The following is a 16,362-nucleotide window of genomic DNA, read 5'->3' on the forward strand; positions in this document are numbered from 1 at the left end:
CGGGGGAAAGGACATGATGGCTCTGCGCGCGACGAAGAAGACGATCATCATCGCGAGCGCGGTCACCGTGCTCCTTGTCGGCGGCGGTGCCGCGGCTGCGATGGTGATCTCCGGACAGCAGGCGCAGCCTCGCACGGAGGCATCGCGGTCGCCTGAGGCTACTCCCGAGCCTGTCGCGACCGAGCCGCCGGCCGTGGTTCCGGTGACGAACGTCGCACGCGCATCGATCGATGCATGGACGCTCGCGGATCGCGGAGTGGTCGGCACGGTTCTTCCCGAAGTCGGAGACGCCGCGGAGGGCGCTGTGTCCCTGCGGGTGGATGCTCCGGCCGACGATGCGGACATCATCGCCGCGTCTGCTCCGGTCGCGCTCGCTCCGGACACGGAGTACACGCTCAGCGTCTCGGTGCGAGTGCTCGCAGAGGAGAAGACCGAGACGGGCGTTCGCTTGACCGCCGCGGGCCAGACCTTCACTCTTCCCGAGCTGGACGCGGACTGGGAGACGATCGAGTTCCCGTTCACATCGGCGGCCGATCAGGCCGCCGCATCCACGTTCGATGTCGTGCTCTCCGGCGCGGTGCGCGGGTTCGGGATCGATGACGTGTCGATCACCGCGGCCGGCGGCGACAACCTCGTGCCCAACGGATCGTTCGAAGCCGTGCAGACTCCGGCGGGCATCGTCAACGACTCTCTCATCATGACGGACGAATCCGCACTGCTCGCCGTCTCCCTCGCTGAGGGGCCCGCGCAGTGGAGCGCCACATCGACGGCCGGCGGTGAGCCGATCACCGGTGAGTTCGGGTCCGCAGGGCCTCTGTCGGCCCTGCCGTTGACCGGCGTGTCTCAGGGACACTACGCCGTCACTGTCAATGACTCCTCAGGGCGGCAGATCCAGACGGATGTCGCCGTGATCGACGCCGACGGCTTCTCCGTGAGCCAGGACGGACGCTTCGGGGTGGGATCCCACGTCGAGAAGGACCCCTTCATCGGCACAGGTTCTCTTGCGGCCGCGATCGGCTTCGCCGAGGTGCGCAACGACATCTCGTGGGAGCGGAACGAGAAGGTCGCCGGCCAGTACGTGTGGGACCAGAACTATGTGCGCGAGTTCGAGCGCATGCACGCGAACGACGTGAAGCTGCTGGGCCTCGTCGTCTACGGCAACAGGCTCTACGGTGCCAGGAAGGCACCAGGAAACGAGGAGGCGATCCAGGCGTACGGCGCTTATGCGAAGGCCGTCGCCGACCGGTTCGACCTCGTCGGTCTCGAAGTCCTGAACGAGTTCAACCATCGTGAGAACGACACGGCCTGCGGGCCGGCGCCCGCCTGCTACGTGCCGATCGCGCAGTCCGTCCGAGACCACGTCAGCACGGCCTATCCCGATCTCCCCATCGTCACGGGCTCCACAGCCCTCTATGACAGCGAATGGTTCTCCGGGTTCTGGCAGGCCGGCGGCATGGCCGTGACCGACGCGGCGAGTTACCACCCCTACGAGTCGTGGATCAACCGCGACGCCGATCTGATCGCCGGGACCGTGCAGCAGTCCTACGCAGACATGCAGGAGTTCGCGGGCGAGACGCGCCCGGTGTGGGTCACCGAGATGGGATTCCCCACGCACTACGACGGCGTCTCCCTGCTCGAGCAGGGGCAGATGATGGTGCGCAATCAGGCCCTGGCCTTCGCGAACGGAGTCGAGAAGTACTTCTGGTACGACCTCGTCAATGACACCCCCGACCCTGCGGCGGGCGAAGCGAACTTCGGGCTCTACGAGAACGCGCCCAGAGCCGATGTGGTGGCTCTGGCGCCGAAGCCCGGAGCCTTCGCCCAGGCGCTGATGATCACGCAGTTGCGAGACAAGGCGTTCGTCTCAGACGAATCGGACGACACGACCACGGTCGAGGTGTTCGGATCAGGAGACGACGAGACCCGCATCGCGTGGGCGAAGCAGGGCGAGGTGCAGCGCACCTTCGCATCGGACGTCCCGCTGACGGTCACTGACATGTCCGGGCAGACGCAGTCAGTGGTTCCCGAGGACGGCGAGGTCACGCTGACTCTGGGCGCGTCGCCTGTGTTCATCTCTTCGGAGTCGGAGTCGGATTCGGAGTCGGAGTCGGAGTGAGTGCGACCCGAGCGGCCCCAGGCGCCGCAAGTACAATTCATCAGATCCGTACAGCACGAGAGGTAAGTCCTTCATGAGCGCAGAGCGTCGGGATGCGAAGGGCATCGACGAACAGGGATCGGGACGTCAGCGTCGGCGGCGCCGCATCTGGACCGTTGTCATCCTGGTCGTCATCGCGTTCCTCGTCGCCGTCTGCTGGGTGGGGCTGCGTGCCATCACTGTGAAGGACGGTCTGGTCCAGAGCCAGGATCTCATCGAGGAGATTCAGGGAGGAGGCGCTGTCGACGAAGTGCTCCCTGAGCTGTCCGAAAGCGCCGCCAGCGCCGGTGCCGCGGCATCCGACCCGGTGTGGTGGGTCATGGAGTGGATTCCTGTGGTGGGTGACAACCTCAAGGGAGTGCGCCTTGCGGCGCAGTCGCTCGATGCGCTCGTCAACGATGTCGCGCTCCCCGTGATGGGCGATGAGAACTCCACCGGATCGATAACGGAGCGGCTTCTCGATGCCACCGACGATCAGGCGCAGCACGTGACTGAACTCGCTGACGGGCTGGAGTCCGTTTCGAAGTCTCCTTTCCTCGTCTCCGTCGTGCGCGAGGGCGTCGACCAGGTCGAAGAGGTGATGTCGACGGCGGCCCCCATGATCGGTGTTCTTCCGAAGCTTCTCGGAGGTGATGGCGAGCGCAAGTATCTGCTCGTCTTCCAGAACAACGCCGAGACGCTCGCCCTCGGGGGCAGCGCTGCCGCGCAGACTCTCGTGAAGGTCGATGAGGGCGCGATCGAGATAGGCGCGCAGGGCGACAGCGGCAACTACCAGAACGGCGTCGCGGTCGACGTCGACGTGCCCCCCAGCGCCATCGAGCTCTACACGAGCTATCTCGTCGACCACATCAACACGAGCATGAGCCGCCCCGACTTCCCGACCGCGGCGAAGATCATGCGGGCCTGGTGGCAGCGGGACATCGCCGACGACGAGATCGCCGGCGTGATCTCCATCGACCCTCTTGCACTGTCTCGGATCCTCAAGGCGACAGGGCCGATCGAGCTGGCCTCAGGTGAGGTCCTCTCCGAGGAGAATGCGGTCTCGCTGCTGTTGAGTGAGGTCTACGGGCGCTGGGACTCCTACGAGGAGCCCGAGCTCGTCGACGGATTCTTCGCCGACACGGCGGCTGCGGTCTTCGACAAGATCGCAACCGGTGACTTCGATCCGAAGGACATGCTGTGGGCCATCTCGGAGAGCGCGTCGCAGGGCAGCGTGCTGGTCTGGAGCGACGACGAGCAGGTGGCCGATGCGATCGAAGGGGCCAAGATCAGCGGTGTGCTTCCCGCTGACAACTCCAACGTGACCACCATGGGCATCTATTTCAACAACAGCAACGGCTCGAAGATCGACTACTTCACGGAGACCGCGACGACGGCGACGGCCGTATGCGAGGCAGATGCGGCCACGTTCACCGCCACCGCATCGCTCACGCTGCCTCTGACGCAGCGGCAGGCCGAGGCGCTGCCCCGCTACGTGCAGAGCATGACCTTCGGCGCTCGCTTCCGCGACTGGATCTTCATCTACGGGCCTCCGGGAACGACGTTGAGCGACGCGACCTTCAACGGTGACGAGGTCTCGGTGATGCACCGCGACGTCGATGACCTCGGCCGGCCGGTCGTCGCATTCGAGGCCTGGTTCGACCCGGGCGACTCGGTCGATGTCGCAGCGACGTTCGTCGGTGGCGATGGCGACTACGGACCCCTCGAGGTGAGGACCAACCCGATGGTGCGGGGCGCGAAGCCCGTCGTCACCGACGGCTGCGGCGGTTAGGGTCTGTCCCGGCCTCCGGGCAGACCGATATACTTGCTCGCGTTCTGGCGTCAGTACAGCCGAGGGGGTGAGAGTCGTCGTCGTTCAACTTGAGCACGGTGGCTTCAGCGCCCCGCGTGAGTCGACGAGCACCGCCCAGGTTCGCGTGAAGAAGACGCGGCGTGCAGCATGGACCCGGCTCTACGCGAGCCGTCTGTTCTACAACGACGTCGTGGTCGTGCTGCTCACGCTGATCGTCGCCGCGATCATCGTGCTTCCCGGACTGTTGACCGGCGTCTCCTGGCCCGGCGGCCCCCGAGTGTCCTACCTCGTGGTCCTCGCTGCGATCGGCTTCCTCTGGCTGATCGCCCTGGATGTGGCGGATTCGCGGGACCGCCACACCGTGGGACACGGAGCGGACGAATATCGACGCATCTTCAACGCGTCGATCGGCGTATTCGCGGTCACGGTCGCCGTCGCCTTCTTCCTCGGGATGGAGCTCTCCCGCGCCCTCGTCGCGGTCGTCTTCCCCCTCGGCCTGGTCCTTCTGCTGCTGTCGCGGTGGATGTGCCGACAGTGGCTGCGTGGGCGGCAGAAGACCGGACAGTATCTGCACAGAGCGGTGGTGATCGGCGAGCCGTCCAAGGTCGCCCTCGTGGGTCGCGAGATCCGGCGGGCGAAGAGCAGCGGGTACGAGATCCTCGGAGTGATCACCGAGAACACCTCCGCTGCTGACATCTCGGGCTTCGAAGTGCTCGGCGACATCGCCAACGTCGAAAGGGTGCTCGATGAGGTGCGCTTCGACGCGCTGATCATTGTCGGATCCGACGACCTCGACCCGCTGACGATGCGCCGCCTCGGGTACTCCGTCTCCGACCGAGACATCCAACTCATCATGGCTCCGGTGCTGACGGATATCGCCGGGCCCCGCATGCATGCGACCCCCGTCGCCGGTCTTCCTCTCGTCCATGTGGATTTCCCGCGCATGGAAGGGGCGAAGCGCTTCCTTAAGCGCGCCTTTGACATCGTCGGATCATCGTTGCTCCTTGCTGTTCTTTCGCCGGTCTTCCTCATCGCGGCCGTCGCGATCCGAGTCGACGGGCCTGGCGCCATCTTCTTCCATCAGGAGCGGATCGGCCGCGGCGGGCGCACCTTCGGCATGCTGAAGTTCCGGTCGATGGTGGCCGACGCCGACGACCAACTCGCGACCCTTCTCGACCTGCAGGGCGACGCCGGCACGCCGCTGTTCAAGATCAACGACGACCCGCGCATCACCAGGGTCGGACGCTTCTTCCGCAGACACTCCATCGACGAGCTGCCCCAGCTGGTCAACGTGTTCCTCGGGCACATGAGCCTCGTGGGACCGCGGCCCCAGCGGGCTTCCGAGGTCGCGCTCTATGATGACTTCGCGCATCGCCGGCTGCTCGTCAAGCCCGGCATGAGCGGGCTGTGGCAGGTGAGCGGACGCTCCTCGCTCTCGTGGGAGGAGACCATCCGCCTCGACCTCTACTACGTCGAGAACTGGTCGCTCATGCAGGACCTCATCATCCTGTTCCGCACCGTCCGCACAGTGGTCGCCCCCGGCGCCACCGCGCACTGAACCGGAGTCGCGAAGATTCCCGGCGACTGTCCGCGTCGCATCCACGGCTCGGGCGCGGCGCTGGGTACATTCAAAATCATGAGATCCCCCCTTGCCCGGTGTGTCGCCGCGAGTGCTCTGGCCGTCGTCCTCATCGGTGGCGTCTCGGGCTGCGCCGTGCTGCCAGGCGCGTCGAGCCCGGCGCCGACCTCGACGGCCACGACTCCTGATCCCACGCCGTCCGTCGCAGAACCCACCTCCGAGCCCTCGGCCGCCCCGGAACCGACGCAGACTCCGGCTGGCGACTACGGCGGGTTCGCCGGCGCGGAGCTGGCGCAGATCTGCATCGATGCGACGCTCTCGGCGTTCCCGGCCGACGTCGCCTTCACCATCGAGGACACCCGCATCGAGCAGCGGCTGGTCTCGCCCGAGTGGCTCGTGCTGGTTCCGGCGCAGGCATCTGGGCTCGAGGCGCAGGCCCAGTGCACGATCGGCGGCTCGCTCGCCGCGCCCGAGCTCGGCATGTCGTCGGCGTCGCTCGAGCCGCTCCCGGAAGAGCAGATCGAGAACCTGATCCGCGGCGAGAACGAAGGCGGCGATCGCTAGTGTGTGACGCGGGGGACATAGAACCCTCGACGAGACACGTGCCGCAGCCGATCTTCTCGCGGCGCGTGATGCTAATCGCTGCCGGTGCGGCGTTCGGGGCCTCCGCCGTCGGGTGGGACCTGTTCTCGCCGGGGCTCAGCGCGACCGCGGCAGGAACCTATCTTCGGCCATGCGGCAGCGTCCCCATATCGAGCTCCTGGCAAGGACACAAGAACCGTAATCCACCCTCCGGCGAGCCTGGCACCGACTATGCGGTCATCACCGGCACACAGATCCGGGCGGCGGCGAACGGCGTGATCGTGGATCGGAAGGACTCCACGACGACCGCGACCGGACGGTATCTGGCGCTCCGAACCGACGACGGCAACTACATCCGCTATCTGCACCTGCAGTCGAGCACAGTGCCCTTGGGTGCGCGCGTCGCCCGCGGACAGGTGATCGCCTACTCGGGGGCATCAGGCTTCGGAAGCGAGTCGGGCTATGGCCCCCATGTCCACGTCTCCCTCTGGATCGGCGGCACGCCGCTGCAGCTGGGATTCACCAACTCGGTCGACTTCGAGAACTACGCCCAACCGGAGGATCCCGTGCCTATTCATCAGTCCAGCACCTATTCGTGGAATGCCATCGTGCCAGTCGGAGTCTGGACTCGGGTGCCAGTCGCCGCAGACCTGTACTGGCTTGCTCACAGCAGCGCAACAGTGAAAGAAACCGGCGACCTCACGATCTACTTCACCGCGAGTGGAGTTACGAGAGGCTTTCAGGTACGAGTGGTCGCGGAAACGCTCAACGCGAGTGGAGGCGTCACAAACGTCGCTCCTCAACCCGCACTCGAGATCCACGGGACCATCGCCACGACCAGGAACTCTCCTACATACGGTGATTATTCTCTTCCGTACTCGCTCTCCGGGCCGATTCGTCTGTTCGCTGAAGTTCGCGCTCTGAACGGTGGGCTTCGGATCCAGCAGGTGACGGTGAAGAAGAACTACTGGGTCTCGTAAGAGATCAGTACCGAAATACTTCCACCGGAAACCCGTTGCGTGCAGAATGAACGTGCGTCGGGGACCCGGCGCATCAGAACGGATGCAAGGGGGCCCGCAATGGGTATCGATGAGACCGTCAACAAGGGCAAAGATCTGTACGAGCAGAACAAGGACAAGATCGCCGAGGCAGTGAAGAGCGAGCAGGCCGAGGACATCAGCGACAAGGTCCTCGACGGCGTCGCCGACTTCGCCAAGAAGATCGCGCCCGGGGCCGCCGACAAGATCGACGAGATCCGCGACACCGCCGACAAGGCTGTCGGCAACGAATAGGACTCTCGACTGAGACCGAGAGCGGCGACTCCTCCATCGGGGGAGTCGCCGCTCTTCTGCATCCGGCACCAAGTATTCCGCCCGGCGGTATCGCGTTTCACGACAGCGTCCCCTTAGAATGGATGACGATCGCCTGGGGAACTTGCGATCAGGGATGTCGAAGGGGTTCGACCTCCCGCACTCACGCGGTTCGCCGCGTCAAACTGGGGATAACGATTTTGGGGATCATCGTGCGACGCGCGCACTCTGTGCGCTCAGACGTCATCCCGCCCGCGCGGCGGTCGCTTCGCCGCGCCCTCGGTCGAGGATCCCGGCGTCCCTTCACGCCGGGCTCCTCGCGTTCGGTGTGCCCCCTCGCACTGAACGCCCTCCCCAAGCGGGGCGAGGCATGGGGATGCCTCGCCCCGCTCTCACCGCCTTTCTGACGATCGCTCGGGGCATCGCGGGCACGTCGATCCGACCCCGGACGGACGAGTCCAGCGGATGCACAGCGAATGCGACACGCCCGGGTTTGCGCAAGTGAAATCGGCCGTGGCAGAATAGACAGGTTCGACATTCCGGCGCGCTCAGCGTGGCCGGATCACCATCACGACAGTGCATAGGCGGCGCAGACGCGCAGGGACCTAGGCCGCGGGTGGCAGAACGATCCCGACATCTTCATCACGAGGGCTTCGCCGTGCGCGGCGGAGGTCGGACACCCGCTCGCTGCGAGGCGTGCGGGATGACAGCAGAACAGTGGTGCAGCAGATCGACTCGCGAGAGCCGTCTGAGTGCCGAGGCGCGAACAGCGCCGACGTGCGTCCAATGCCCCTGGGTCACCCGGCCCAGGTCGGTAAGACGCTTAAAGAGAGAGAGCAGACAATGGCGGGACAGAAGATCCGCATTCGCCTGAAGTCGTATGACCACGAGGTCATCGACACGTCCGCACGCAAGATCGTCGACACAGTGACCCGCGCGGGCGCAACGGTCGTCGGCCCCGTGCCCCTGCCGACCGAGAAGAACGTCGTGTGCGTCATCCGGTCGCCCCACAAGTACAAGGACAGCCGCGAGCACTTCGAGATGCGCACCCACAAGCGTCTGATCGACATCATCGACCCGACGCCCAAGGCTGTCGACTCGCTGATGCGTCTCGACCTGCCTGCCGATGTCAACATCGAGATCAAGCTCTGAGGTCGGACATGGTTGATATCAACTCCAAGATTTCCAAGGGCATGCTGGGCACCAAGCTCGGTATGACCCAGGTCTGGAACGAGAGCGGCAAGCTCGTTCCCGTCACCGTCATCGAGCTCGCCTCGAACGTGGTCACGCAGATCCGTACGCCCGAGAAGGACGGCTACAACGCCGTTCAGATCGCCTACGGCCAGATCGACCCGCGCAAGGTGAACAAGCCGCTGACCGCCCACTTCGAGGCCGCCGGCGTCACGCCGCGTCGTCACGTCACCGAGATCCGCACCGCGGATGCCGGCGACTACACGCCGGGCCAGGAGCTCACGGTCGACGGCACCTTCGAAGCAGGCCAGCTCGTCGACGTCGTCGGCACGAGCAAGGGCAAGGGCTTCGCCGGTGTCATGAAGCGTCACAACTTCAAGGGCGTCTCGGCTTCGCACGGTTCGCACCGCAACCACCGCAAGCCCGGCTCCATCGGCGCATCGTCGACCCCGAGCCGCGTCTTCAAGGGCATGCGCATGGCCGGCCGTATGGGTGGCGAGCGCGTGACCGTCCTCAACCTCACGGTGCACGCCATCGACATCGAGAAGGGTCTGCTGCTCGTCAAGGGCGCCGTCCCCGGTGCTCGTGGCCGTATCGTCTACGTCCGCAACGCAGTGAAGGGTGCCTGATCATGGCTGACTCCACTCTCGCGCTTGACGTCCTCAACGCAGACGGCAAGAAGGCTGGCTCGATCGAGCTTCCCGCCGCGCTGTTCGACGCCAAGACGAACATCCCGCTCATCCACCAGGTCGTCGTCGCGCAGCTCGCGGCGGCTCGCCAGGGAACCCACTCGACCAAGCGTCGCGGTGAGGTCTCGGGTGCCGGCCGCAAGCCCTTCAAGCAGAAGGGCACGGGTAACGCCCGTCAGGGCTCGATCCGCGCGCCGCACATGACCGGCGGTGGAATCGTGCACGGCCCCAAGCCGCGCGACTACTCGCAGCGCACGCCCAAGAAGATGATCGCGGCCGCCCTCCTGGGTGCGCTCAGCGACCGCTTCCGCGGCGACCGCATCCACGCCATCGAGACCTTCGGCATCAACGGCACGCCTTCGACCAAGACCGCGGTGAACTTCCTCACCAACGTCGTCTCGTCGAAGAACGTGCTCGTCGTGATCGAGCGCAACGACGACGTGACGCTGAAGAGCATCCGCAACCTGTCGAACCTGCACGTACTGACGTTCGACCAGCTCAACGCCTACGACGTGCTCGTCTCCGACGACATCGTCTTCACCCAGGCCGCGCTCGAGGGCTTCATCGCCTCCAAGTCCGGCGCCAACCAGGAGGTCTCCGCATGAGCGAGCAGGCAGCTGTTCTCCAGACGGCCCTGAACAAGGACCCGCGCGACATCATCCTGAAGCCGGTCGTGTCCGAGAAGAGCTACGGTCTCATCGACGAGGGTAAGTACACCTTCCTCGTGGACCCGCGCGCTTCGAAGACCGAGATCAAGCTCGCCATCGAGAAGATCTTCGGCGTCAAGGTCGCTGGGGTCAACACCCTCAACCGCGTCGGCAAGGCTCGTCGCACCCGCTTCGGCGCAGGCAAGCGCAAGGACACCAAGCGTGCCATCGTGACCCTGAAGTCGGGCACCATCGACATCTTCACGGCAATCGGCTGATCCGGGGGATAAGGACAATAATGGCTATTCGCAAGTACAAGCCCACGACCCCGGGCCGTCGCGGCTCGTCGGTGGCTGACTTCGCCGAGATCACCCGATCGACGCCGGAGAAGTCGCTGCTGCGCCCGCTCTCGAAGACCGGTGGTCGCAACAACCAGGGCCGCATCACGACCCGTCACATCGGTGGTGGCCACAAGCGCCAGTACCGCGTCATCGACTTCCGTCGCAATGACAAGGACGGCGTGGACGCCCGTGTCGCTCACATCGAGTACGACCCCAACCGCACGGCTCGCATCGCGCTGCTGCACTACTTCGACGGCGAGAAGCGCTACATCCTCGCGCCGGCGAAGCTGAAGCAGGGCGACGTCATCGAGTCGGGCGCTGGTGCCGACATCAAGCCGGGTAACAACCTCCCGCTGAAGAACATCCCGACGGGTACCGTCATCCACGCGATCGAGCTCCGTCCCGGTGGCGGCGCGAAGATGGCACGTTCGGCCGGTGCATCCGTCCGTCTCGTCGCCAAGGATGGCAACTTCGCCCAGCTGCGTCTGCCCTCGGGCGAGATCCGCAACGTCGACTCGCGCTGCCGCGCGACCATCGGCGAGGTCGGCAACGCCGAGCAGTCGAACATCAACTGGGGCAAGGCCGGCCGCATGCGTTGGAAGGGCGTCCGCCCGACCGTCCGTGGTGTCGCGATGAACCCGGTCGACCACCCGCACGGTGGTGGTGAGGGCAAGACGTCCGGTGGACGTCACCCCGTCTCCCCGTGGGGCCAGGCTGAGGGTCGCACCCGTCACGCCAACAAGGAAAGCGACAAGTACATCGTGCGTCGTCGTAACGCCGGCAAGAAGCGTAAGTAGGAGTAAGAGAAGATGCCTCGCAGTCTTAAGAAGGGCCCCTTCGTCGACGATCACCTGCTTCGCAAGGTGGTCGTGCAGAACGAAGCCGGCACCAAGAACGTCATCAAGACCTGGTCTCGCCGGTCCATGATCATCCCGGCCATGCTGGGTCACACGATCGCGGTCCACGACGGTCGCAAGCACATTCCTGTGTTTGTCTCCGAGACCATGGTCGGCCACAAACTGGGCGAGTTTGCGCCCACCCGCACCTTCCGCGGCCACGAGAAGGACGACAAGAAGGGCCGCCGCCGCTGACGCGGTGGCGATAGAGGAGAGAGAAATGGTGGAGTCCATCGCACGCGTGCGACACATCCGCGTGACCCCTCAGAAGGCTCGTCGTGTCGTCGCGCTCATCAAGGGCAAGCAGGCCCAGGAGGCTCTGGCGATCCTGAAGTTCGCACAGCAGAGCGCCAGTGAGCCGATCTACAAGCTTGTCGCGTCGGCCATGGCCAACGCGCAGGTCAAGGCGGATCGTGACGGCGAGTACCTCGACGAGCAGGACCTGTACGTGGCTAACGCCTACGTAGACGAGGGCACGACGCTCAAGCGTTTCCGCCCCCGTGCACAGGGTCGCGCTTTCCAGATCAAGAAGCGCACGAGCCACATCACGGTCGTGCTCTCGACGCCTGAGGCGGCCCCGGCCGCTGCAAGCGACAGCAACAAGAAGGCGAGCAAGTAATGGGACAGAAAGTAAACCCGTACGGCTTCCGCCTCGGCATCACCACGGACCACGTGTCGCGTTGGTTCTCGGACTCGACGAAGCCGGGTCAGCGTTACGCCGACTACGTCGCCGAGGACATCAAGATCCGCAACCTGCTGAAGACGCAGCTCGACCGCGCCGGTGTCTCGAACATCGAGATCGAGCGCACCCGTGACCGCGTCCGCGTCGACATCCACACCGCCCGTCCGGGCATCGTGATCGGTCGTCGTGGCGCCGAGGCCGAGCGCATCCGCGGCGACCTCGAGAAGCTCTCGGGCAAGCAGATCCAGCTGAACATCCTCGAGGTCAAGAACCCCGAGGCTGACGCTCAGCTCGTCGCACAGGGCATCGCCGAGCAGCTCTCTGCTCGCGTGGCGTTCCGTCGTGCGATGCGCAAGGGTCTCCAGGGCGCTCAGCGCGCTGGCGCCAAGGGCATCCGCATCCAGGTCTCCGGCCGCCTCGGCGGCGCCGAGATGAGCCGCTCGGAGTTCTACCGCGAGGGTCGTGTGCCGCTGCACACGCTGCGCGCGAACATCGACTACGGCTTCTACGAGGCGAAGACCACCTTCGGCCGCATCGGCGTGAAGGTCTGGATCTACAAGGGTGACCTGACCAACAAGGAGCTTGCTCGCGAGCAGGCCAACGCACCGAAGTCCCGTCGTGACGACCGTGGTGGCGACCGCCGCCGCGCGCCGCGCAACGAGGCCCCTGTCGCAGAAGGAGCGTCTGCCTGATGCTTATTCCCCGCAAGGTCAAGTTCCGTAAGCAGCACCACCCCGGTCGCAGCGGCCAGGCGACTGGTGGCACGAAGGTCTCCTTCGGCGACTACGGGATCCAGGCGCTCACGCCTGCCTACGTGACGAACCGTCAGATCGAGTCCGCTCGTATCGCGGTCACGCGTCACATCAAGCGTGGCGGCAAGGTGTGGATCAACATCTACCCCGACCGTCCCCTCACGAAGAAGCCTGCCGAGACCCGCATGGGTTCCGGTAAGGGTTCCCCCGAGTGGTGGGTCGCCAACGTCAAGCCGGGTCGCGTCCTCTTCGAGGTCTCAGGCGTGAGCGAAGAACTCGCTCGCGAGGCACTCACCCGTGCCATTCACAAGCTGCCTCTCAAGGCACGCATCATCAAGCGCGAGGAGGGCGACGCGTAATGGCGATCGGCACCAAGGAGCTCGCTCCGGCAGAGCTCGACACGTTCGAAGACCAGCGCCTCGTTGAGGAGCTGCGTAAGGCCAAGGAGGAGCTGTTCAACCTCCGTTTCCAGTCGGCCACCGGCCAGCTGGAGAGCCACGGCCGCATCCGCGCCGTCAAGCGCGACATCGCGCGTCTCTACACCGTGATCCGCGAACGTGAGCTGGGCATCCGTGCGACGCCCGCTCCCGTCGAGGCTCCGGCCAAGAAGGCGACCAAGTCGAAGGCGAAGAAGGCGGACTCCGCCGACGACGCCGTGAAGGAAGAGGCTGAGTGATGGCCACCAAGAAGGAAGCTGCCGTCGAGGCTGAGCACGCAGCACACGATGTTCGCGATGCGGATGCCCGTGGGTACCGCAAGTCGCGTCGTGGCTACGTCATCAGCGACAAGATGGACAAGACCATCGTGGTCGAGGTCGAGGACCGCGTGAAGCACCCGCTTTACGGCAAGGTCATCCGCCGCACCTCGAAGGTCAAGGCGCACGATGAGGCGAACTCCGCCGGCATCGGCGACCTCGTCCTGATCAACGAGACCCGCCCGCTCAGCGCCACGAAGCGCTGGCGTCTGGTTGAGATTCTGGAGAAGGCCAAGTGATCCAGCAGGAATCCCGCCTCAAGGTCGCCGACAACACCGGCGCGAAGGAACTGCTCACCATCCGTGTGCTCGGCGGCTCGCGCCGTCGTTACGCCGGTCTCGGTGACACGATCATCGCGACCGTCAAGGACGCGATCCCGGGCGGAAACGTCAAGAAGGGCGATGTGGTCAAGGCCGTCATCGTCCGTACGGTCAAGTCCACGCGTCGTCCCGACGGCTCGTACATCAAGTTCGACGAGAACGCCGCCGTGATCCTGAAGAACGACGGGGAGCCCCGCGGCACCCGTATCTTCGGACCGGTCGGTCGCGAGCTTCGTGACAAGAAGTTCATGAAGATCGTCTCGCTGGCGCCGGAGGTTATTTAAGTCATGGCGAAGATCAAGAAAGGTGACCTGGTTCAGGTCATCACCGGAGCGACGCAGGAGCGTGGCGGAGATCGCGGCAAGCAGGGCAAGGTCCTCGAGATCCTGGCCGACAAGAACCGCATCATCGTCGAAGGCGTGAACTACGTCACCAAGCACACGCGCGTCGGTCAGACGCAGCGTGGCACCAAGACGGGCGGCCTCGAGACTGTCGAGGCCTCCATCCACATCTCGAACGTCGCACTCGTCGACCCCTCGACCAAGAAGCCGACCAAGGTCGGCCACCGGGTCGAGGAGCAGACCAAGGACGGCGTCAAGCGCACCGTTCGTGTGCGGTACGCGAAGAAGTCAGGTAAGGACCTCTGATGGCAACCACCGACGCTGCGGTGGCTGGCAAGATCCAGCCCCGCCTGAAGGCGAAGTACAAGGCCGAGATCCAGCAGAAGCTGCAGGATGAGTTCGGCTACACCAACGTGATGCAGATCCCCGGTCTGGTCAAGGTCGTCGTGAACACCGGTGTCGGTGAAGCGGCCCGCGACAGCAAGGTGATCGACGGCGCGATCGACGATCTCACCAAGATCACCGGTCAGAAGCCGCTCGTCACGAAGGCTCGCAAGTCGATCGCGCAGTTCAAGCTGCGCGAGGGCCAGGCCATCGGCGCACACGTCACCCTCCGCGGTGACCGTGCATGGGAGTTCCTGGACCGTCTCGTCTCGCTCGCTCTGCCCCGCATCCGCGACTTCCGCGGTCTGTCGGGCAAGCAGTTCGACGGGAACGGCAACTACACCTTCGGTCTCCAGGAGCAGAGCGTGTTCCACGAGATCGATCAGGACAAGATCGACCGGGTTCGCGGTTTCGACATCACTGTCGTCACCACCGCGAAGACGGACGACGAAGGTCGCGCGCTTCTGCGTCACCTCGGCTTCCCCTTCCGTACGGAAGACGCCAAGGCGTAAGCGGTTTCGGGCGGGGCGCACAGCGCCCCGCCCGATCCCGTACAATTGAAGATTGCGTGTCATCGCAGGCCGTCTGTCGTGTAACGGCAGCCGGAACCTCATGAACAAAGGAAAACAACAATGACAATGACAGACCCGGTCGCAGATCTGCTGACCCGTCTGCGCAACGCGAACTCGGCGCATCACGACTCCGTGACCCTGCCGTCGAGCAAGCTCAAGACGCACATCGCCGAGATCCTCCAGCAGGAGGGTTACATCGCCGGATGGGAGACGACTGACGCTCGCGTCGGCACGAACCTCACCCTGCAGCTGAAGTACGGTCCCAACCGTGAGCGTTCGATCGCGGGCATCAAGCGCGTGTCGAAGCCCGGCCTCCGCGTGTACGCGAAGTCCACCGAGCTGCCCAGGGTCCTCGGCGGACTCGGCGTGGCCATCCTGTCCACCTCCTCCGGTCTTCTCACTGACCGTCAGGCAGAGCAGAAGGGCGTGGGCGGAGAAGTTCTCGCCTACGTGTGGTAATCGAAAATGTCGCGTATTGGACGACTTCCCATCGACGTTCCCGCGGGCGTGACCATCTCGGTCGACGGCCGTGAGGTCGCGGTGAAGGGCCCCAAGGGTGAGCTCACCCTGACGGTCGCCAAGCCCATCGAGGTCGCGGTCGAGGAGAACCAGGTTCTCGTCACCCGTCCCGACGACGAGCGCGAGTCCCGGTCGCTTCACGGCCTGACCCGCACGCTCATCAACAACAACATCATCGGCGTGACCCAGGGCTACACCAAGGGTCTCGAGGTCGTCGGAACCGGTTACCGAGTGGCACAGAAGGGCAGCTCGGTCGAGTTCGCCCTCGGCTTCTCGCACCCGGTCCTCATCGACCCGCCCGCCGGTATCACGCTCACGGTCGAGGGCACCAACAAGCTCACGGTCAGTGGTATCGACAAGCAGGCTGTCGGCGAGGCAGCTGCGAACATCCGCAAGATCCGCAAGCCCGAGCCGTACAAGGGCAAGGGTGTGCGCTACGCCGGCGAGATCGTGCGTCGCAAGGCCGGAAAGAGTGGTAAGTAACCATGGCTCTCAAGTCAAAGTCTGACGCCCGCGCGCGTCGTCATGCCCGCCTTCGCAAGAAGGTCGTCGGCACCGAGTCGCGTCCGCGTCTCGTCGTCAACCGCTCGGCTCGCCACGTCTTCGTGCAGCTTGTCGACGACAGCAAGGGTCACACCGTGGCGTCGGCATCGACGCTCGAGACCGACCTGCGCTCGCTCGAGGGTGACAAGACCGCCAAGGCCCGCAAGGTCGGCGAGCTTCTCGCCGAGCGTGCGAAGTCTGCCGGCGTTTCCGAGGCAGTGTTCGACCGTGGCGGCAACCGCTACGCCGGTCGTGTCGCCGCCATCGCCGACGGCGCCCGCGAAGGGGGTCTGGCACTGTGAGTGACAACAAG

Annotated in this window: 23 protein-coding genes; all 23 read left to right on the top strand. The window is 65.0% G+C overall.

Going from position 1 to position 16,362, the window contains the following annotated elements:
* Positions 1–13 precede the first annotated feature (13 nt).
* The 23 genes from OB895_RS15935 (at position 14) to rplR (ending at position 16,351) form a co-directional block, all read left to right on the top strand.
* The gene (locus OB895_RS15935) at positions 14–2,116 is read left to right on the top strand and encodes a glycosyl hydrolase (RefSeq protein WP_311878145.1); all 2,103 of its coding nucleotides are present in this window, start codon (positions 14–16) and stop codon (positions 2,114–2,116) included.
* Between the two features lie 73 nt (positions 2,117–2,189).
* The gene (locus OB895_RS15940; RefSeq protein WP_309690855.1) at positions 2,190–3,926 is read left to right on the top strand and encodes a DUF4012 domain-containing protein; all 1,737 of its coding nucleotides are present in this window, start codon (positions 2,190–2,192) and stop codon (positions 3,924–3,926) included.
* A gap of 145 nt (positions 3,927–4,071) precedes the next feature.
* The gene (locus OB895_RS15945; protein WP_311878148.1) at positions 4,072–5,505 is read left to right on the top strand and encodes a sugar transferase; all 1,434 of its coding nucleotides are present in this window, start codon (positions 4,072–4,074) and stop codon (positions 5,503–5,505) included.
* A gap of 78 nt (positions 5,506–5,583) precedes the next feature.
* Complete coding sequence (locus tag OB895_RS15950; protein WP_311878149.1) at positions 5,584–6,090, top strand: hypothetical protein; 507 nt, start codon at positions 5,584–5,586, stop codon at positions 6,088–6,090.
* Between the two features lie 38 nt (positions 6,091–6,128).
* A complete protein-coding gene (locus OB895_RS15955; RefSeq protein WP_376708817.1) occupies positions 6,129–7,088 on the top strand; it encodes a M23 family metallopeptidase in 960 nt (319 codons plus the stop codon).
* Between the two features lie 99 nt (positions 7,089–7,187).
* Complete coding sequence (locus OB895_RS15960) at positions 7,188–7,400, top strand: hypothetical protein (protein WP_042538748.1); 213 nt, start codon at positions 7,188–7,190, stop codon at positions 7,398–7,400.
* A gap of 861 nt (positions 7,401–8,261) precedes the next feature.
* Positions 8,262–8,570 carry a 30S ribosomal protein S10 gene (gene rpsJ / locus OB895_RS15965; protein ID WP_005050520.1) on the top strand — a complete coding sequence of 103 codons (309 nt, stop codon included), beginning with the start codon at positions 8,262–8,264 and terminating at the stop codon, positions 8,568–8,570.
* Positions 8,571–8,578: 8 nt separating this feature from the next.
* On the top strand, positions 8,579–9,238 hold the full coding sequence (rplC, locus tag OB895_RS15970) for a 50S ribosomal protein L3 (RefSeq protein ID WP_042538750.1): 660 nt from the start codon (positions 8,579–8,581) through the stop codon (positions 9,236–9,238).
* Between the two features lie 2 nt (positions 9,239–9,240).
* On the top strand, positions 9,241–9,903 hold the full coding sequence (rplD, locus tag OB895_RS15975) for a 50S ribosomal protein L4 (protein WP_042538752.1): 663 nt from the start codon (positions 9,241–9,243) through the stop codon (positions 9,901–9,903).
* The gene (gene rplW / locus OB895_RS15980; RefSeq protein ID WP_042538754.1) at positions 9,900–10,223 is read left to right on the top strand and encodes a 50S ribosomal protein L23; all 324 of its coding nucleotides are present in this window, start codon (positions 9,900–9,902) and stop codon (positions 10,221–10,223) included. Before rplD ends, rplW begins: the two co-directional genes overlap by 4 nt.
* 20 nt (positions 10,224–10,243) lie before the next feature.
* Positions 10,244–11,083: a 50S ribosomal protein L2 gene (rplB, locus tag OB895_RS15985; RefSeq protein ID WP_042538755.1), complete on the top strand. Its 840-nt coding sequence runs from the start codon at positions 10,244–10,246 to the stop codon at positions 11,081–11,083.
* A gap of 12 nt (positions 11,084–11,095) precedes the next feature.
* On the top strand, positions 11,096–11,377 hold the full coding sequence (gene rpsS, locus OB895_RS15990) for a 30S ribosomal protein S19 (RefSeq protein ID WP_017829205.1): 282 nt from the start codon (positions 11,096–11,098) through the stop codon (positions 11,375–11,377).
* A gap of 25 nt (positions 11,378–11,402) precedes the next feature.
* On the top strand, positions 11,403–11,801 hold the full coding sequence (rplV, locus tag OB895_RS15995; protein ID WP_042538756.1) for a 50S ribosomal protein L22: 399 nt from the start codon (positions 11,403–11,405) through the stop codon (positions 11,799–11,801).
* Positions 11,801–12,556 (top strand): 30S ribosomal protein S3, encoded by a 756-nt coding sequence (gene rpsC, locus OB895_RS16000; protein ID WP_042538759.1) that lies wholly within the window; start codon positions 11,801–11,803, stop codon positions 12,554–12,556. Before rplV ends, rpsC begins: the two co-directional genes overlap by 1 nt.
* A complete protein-coding gene (gene rplP, locus OB895_RS16005) occupies positions 12,556–12,975 on the top strand; it encodes a 50S ribosomal protein L16 (RefSeq protein ID WP_042538761.1) in 420 nt (139 codons plus the stop codon). The genes rpsC and rplP overlap by 1 nt, the downstream gene beginning before the upstream one ends.
* The gene (gene rpmC, locus OB895_RS16010; RefSeq protein WP_017829202.1) at positions 12,975–13,292 is read left to right on the top strand and encodes a 50S ribosomal protein L29; all 318 of its coding nucleotides are present in this window, start codon (positions 12,975–12,977) and stop codon (positions 13,290–13,292) included. Before rplP ends, rpmC begins: the two co-directional genes overlap by 1 nt.
* Positions 13,292–13,609, top strand: a complete 318-nt coding sequence (gene rpsQ / locus OB895_RS16015; RefSeq protein WP_042538763.1) for a 30S ribosomal protein S17 — start codon at positions 13,292–13,294, stop codon at positions 13,607–13,609. Before rpmC ends, rpsQ begins: the two co-directional genes overlap by 1 nt.
* Positions 13,606–13,974, top strand: a complete 369-nt coding sequence (rplN, locus tag OB895_RS16020) for a 50S ribosomal protein L14 (RefSeq protein WP_042538766.1) — start codon at positions 13,606–13,608, stop codon at positions 13,972–13,974. Before rpsQ ends, rplN begins: the two co-directional genes overlap by 4 nt.
* A gap of 3 nt (positions 13,975–13,977) precedes the next feature.
* Positions 13,978–14,337 (top strand): 50S ribosomal protein L24, encoded by a 360-nt coding sequence (rplX, locus tag OB895_RS16025; protein WP_042538767.1) that lies wholly within the window; start codon positions 13,978–13,980, stop codon positions 14,335–14,337.
* A complete protein-coding gene (rplE, locus tag OB895_RS16030) occupies positions 14,337–14,927 on the top strand; it encodes a 50S ribosomal protein L5 (RefSeq protein ID WP_042538772.1) in 591 nt (196 codons plus the stop codon). The genes rplX and rplE overlap by 1 nt, the downstream gene beginning before the upstream one ends.
* A 120-nt stretch (positions 14,928–15,047) precedes the next feature.
* The gene (gene rpsH / locus OB895_RS16035) at positions 15,048–15,446 is read left to right on the top strand and encodes a 30S ribosomal protein S8 (RefSeq protein WP_042538774.1); all 399 of its coding nucleotides are present in this window, start codon (positions 15,048–15,050) and stop codon (positions 15,444–15,446) included.
* 6 nt (positions 15,447–15,452) lie between these two features.
* A complete protein-coding gene (gene rplF, locus OB895_RS16040; protein WP_042538776.1) occupies positions 15,453–15,989 on the top strand; it encodes a 50S ribosomal protein L6 in 537 nt (178 codons plus the stop codon).
* A 2-nt stretch (positions 15,990–15,991) separates the two neighbouring features.
* A complete protein-coding gene (gene rplR, locus OB895_RS16045; RefSeq protein WP_042538778.1) occupies positions 15,992–16,351 on the top strand; it encodes a 50S ribosomal protein L18 in 360 nt (119 codons plus the stop codon).
* Positions 16,352–16,362: the final 11 nt, after the last annotated feature.

It is taken from the genome of Microbacterium forte (assembly GCF_031885415.1).
Lineage (GTDB): Bacteria > Actinomycetota > Actinomycetes > Actinomycetales > Microbacteriaceae > Microbacterium > Microbacterium forte.

Excerpts from the sequence above, each read along its gene's own strand:
- OB895_RS15935 (WP_311878145.1), top strand. The coding sequence starts at position 14 with ATGATGGCTCTGCGCGCGACGAAGAAGACGATCATCATCGCGAGCGCG.
- OB895_RS15940 (WP_309690855.1), top strand. The coding sequence starts at position 2,190 with ATGAGCGCAGAGCGTCGGGATGCGAAGGGCATCGACGAACAGGGATCG.
- OB895_RS15950 (WP_311878149.1), top strand. The coding sequence starts at position 5,584 with ATGAGATCCCCCCTTGCCCGGTGTGTCGCCGCGAGTGCTCTGGCCGTC.
- OB895_RS15960 (WP_042538748.1), top strand. The coding sequence starts at position 7,188 with ATGGGTATCGATGAGACCGTCAACAAGGGCAAAGATCTGTACGAGCAG.
- rpsJ (WP_005050520.1), top strand. The coding sequence starts at position 8,262 with ATGGCGGGACAGAAGATCCGCATTCGCCTGAAGTCGTATGACCACGAG.
- rplC (WP_042538750.1), top strand. The coding sequence starts at position 8,579 with ATGGTTGATATCAACTCCAAGATTTCCAAGGGCATGCTGGGCACCAAG.
- rplD (WP_042538752.1), top strand. The coding sequence starts at position 9,241 with ATGGCTGACTCCACTCTCGCGCTTGACGTCCTCAACGCAGACGGCAAG.
- rplW (WP_042538754.1), top strand. The coding sequence starts at position 9,900 with ATGAGCGAGCAGGCAGCTGTTCTCCAGACGGCCCTGAACAAGGACCCG.
- rplB (WP_042538755.1), top strand. The coding sequence starts at position 10,244 with ATGGCTATTCGCAAGTACAAGCCCACGACCCCGGGCCGTCGCGGCTCG.
- rpsS (WP_017829205.1), top strand. The coding sequence starts at position 11,096 with ATGCCTCGCAGTCTTAAGAAGGGCCCCTTCGTCGACGATCACCTGCTT.
- rplV (WP_042538756.1), top strand. The coding sequence starts at position 11,403 with ATGGTGGAGTCCATCGCACGCGTGCGACACATCCGCGTGACCCCTCAG.
- rpsC (WP_042538759.1), top strand. The coding sequence starts at position 11,801 with ATGGGACAGAAAGTAAACCCGTACGGCTTCCGCCTCGGCATCACCACG.
- rplP (WP_042538761.1), top strand. The coding sequence starts at position 12,556 with ATGCTTATTCCCCGCAAGGTCAAGTTCCGTAAGCAGCACCACCCCGGT.
- rpmC (WP_017829202.1), top strand. The coding sequence starts at position 12,975 with ATGGCGATCGGCACCAAGGAGCTCGCTCCGGCAGAGCTCGACACGTTC.
- rpsQ (WP_042538763.1), top strand. The coding sequence starts at position 13,292 with ATGGCCACCAAGAAGGAAGCTGCCGTCGAGGCTGAGCACGCAGCACAC.
- rplX (WP_042538767.1), top strand. The coding sequence starts at position 13,978 with ATGGCGAAGATCAAGAAAGGTGACCTGGTTCAGGTCATCACCGGAGCG.
- rplE (WP_042538772.1), top strand. The coding sequence starts at position 14,337 with ATGGCAACCACCGACGCTGCGGTGGCTGGCAAGATCCAGCCCCGCCTG.
- rpsH (WP_042538774.1), top strand. The coding sequence starts at position 15,048 with ATGACAATGACAGACCCGGTCGCAGATCTGCTGACCCGTCTGCGCAAC.
- rplF (WP_042538776.1), top strand. The coding sequence starts at position 15,453 with ATGTCGCGTATTGGACGACTTCCCATCGACGTTCCCGCGGGCGTGACC.
- rplR (WP_042538778.1), top strand. The coding sequence starts at position 15,992 with ATGGCTCTCAAGTCAAAGTCTGACGCCCGCGCGCGTCGTCATGCCCGC.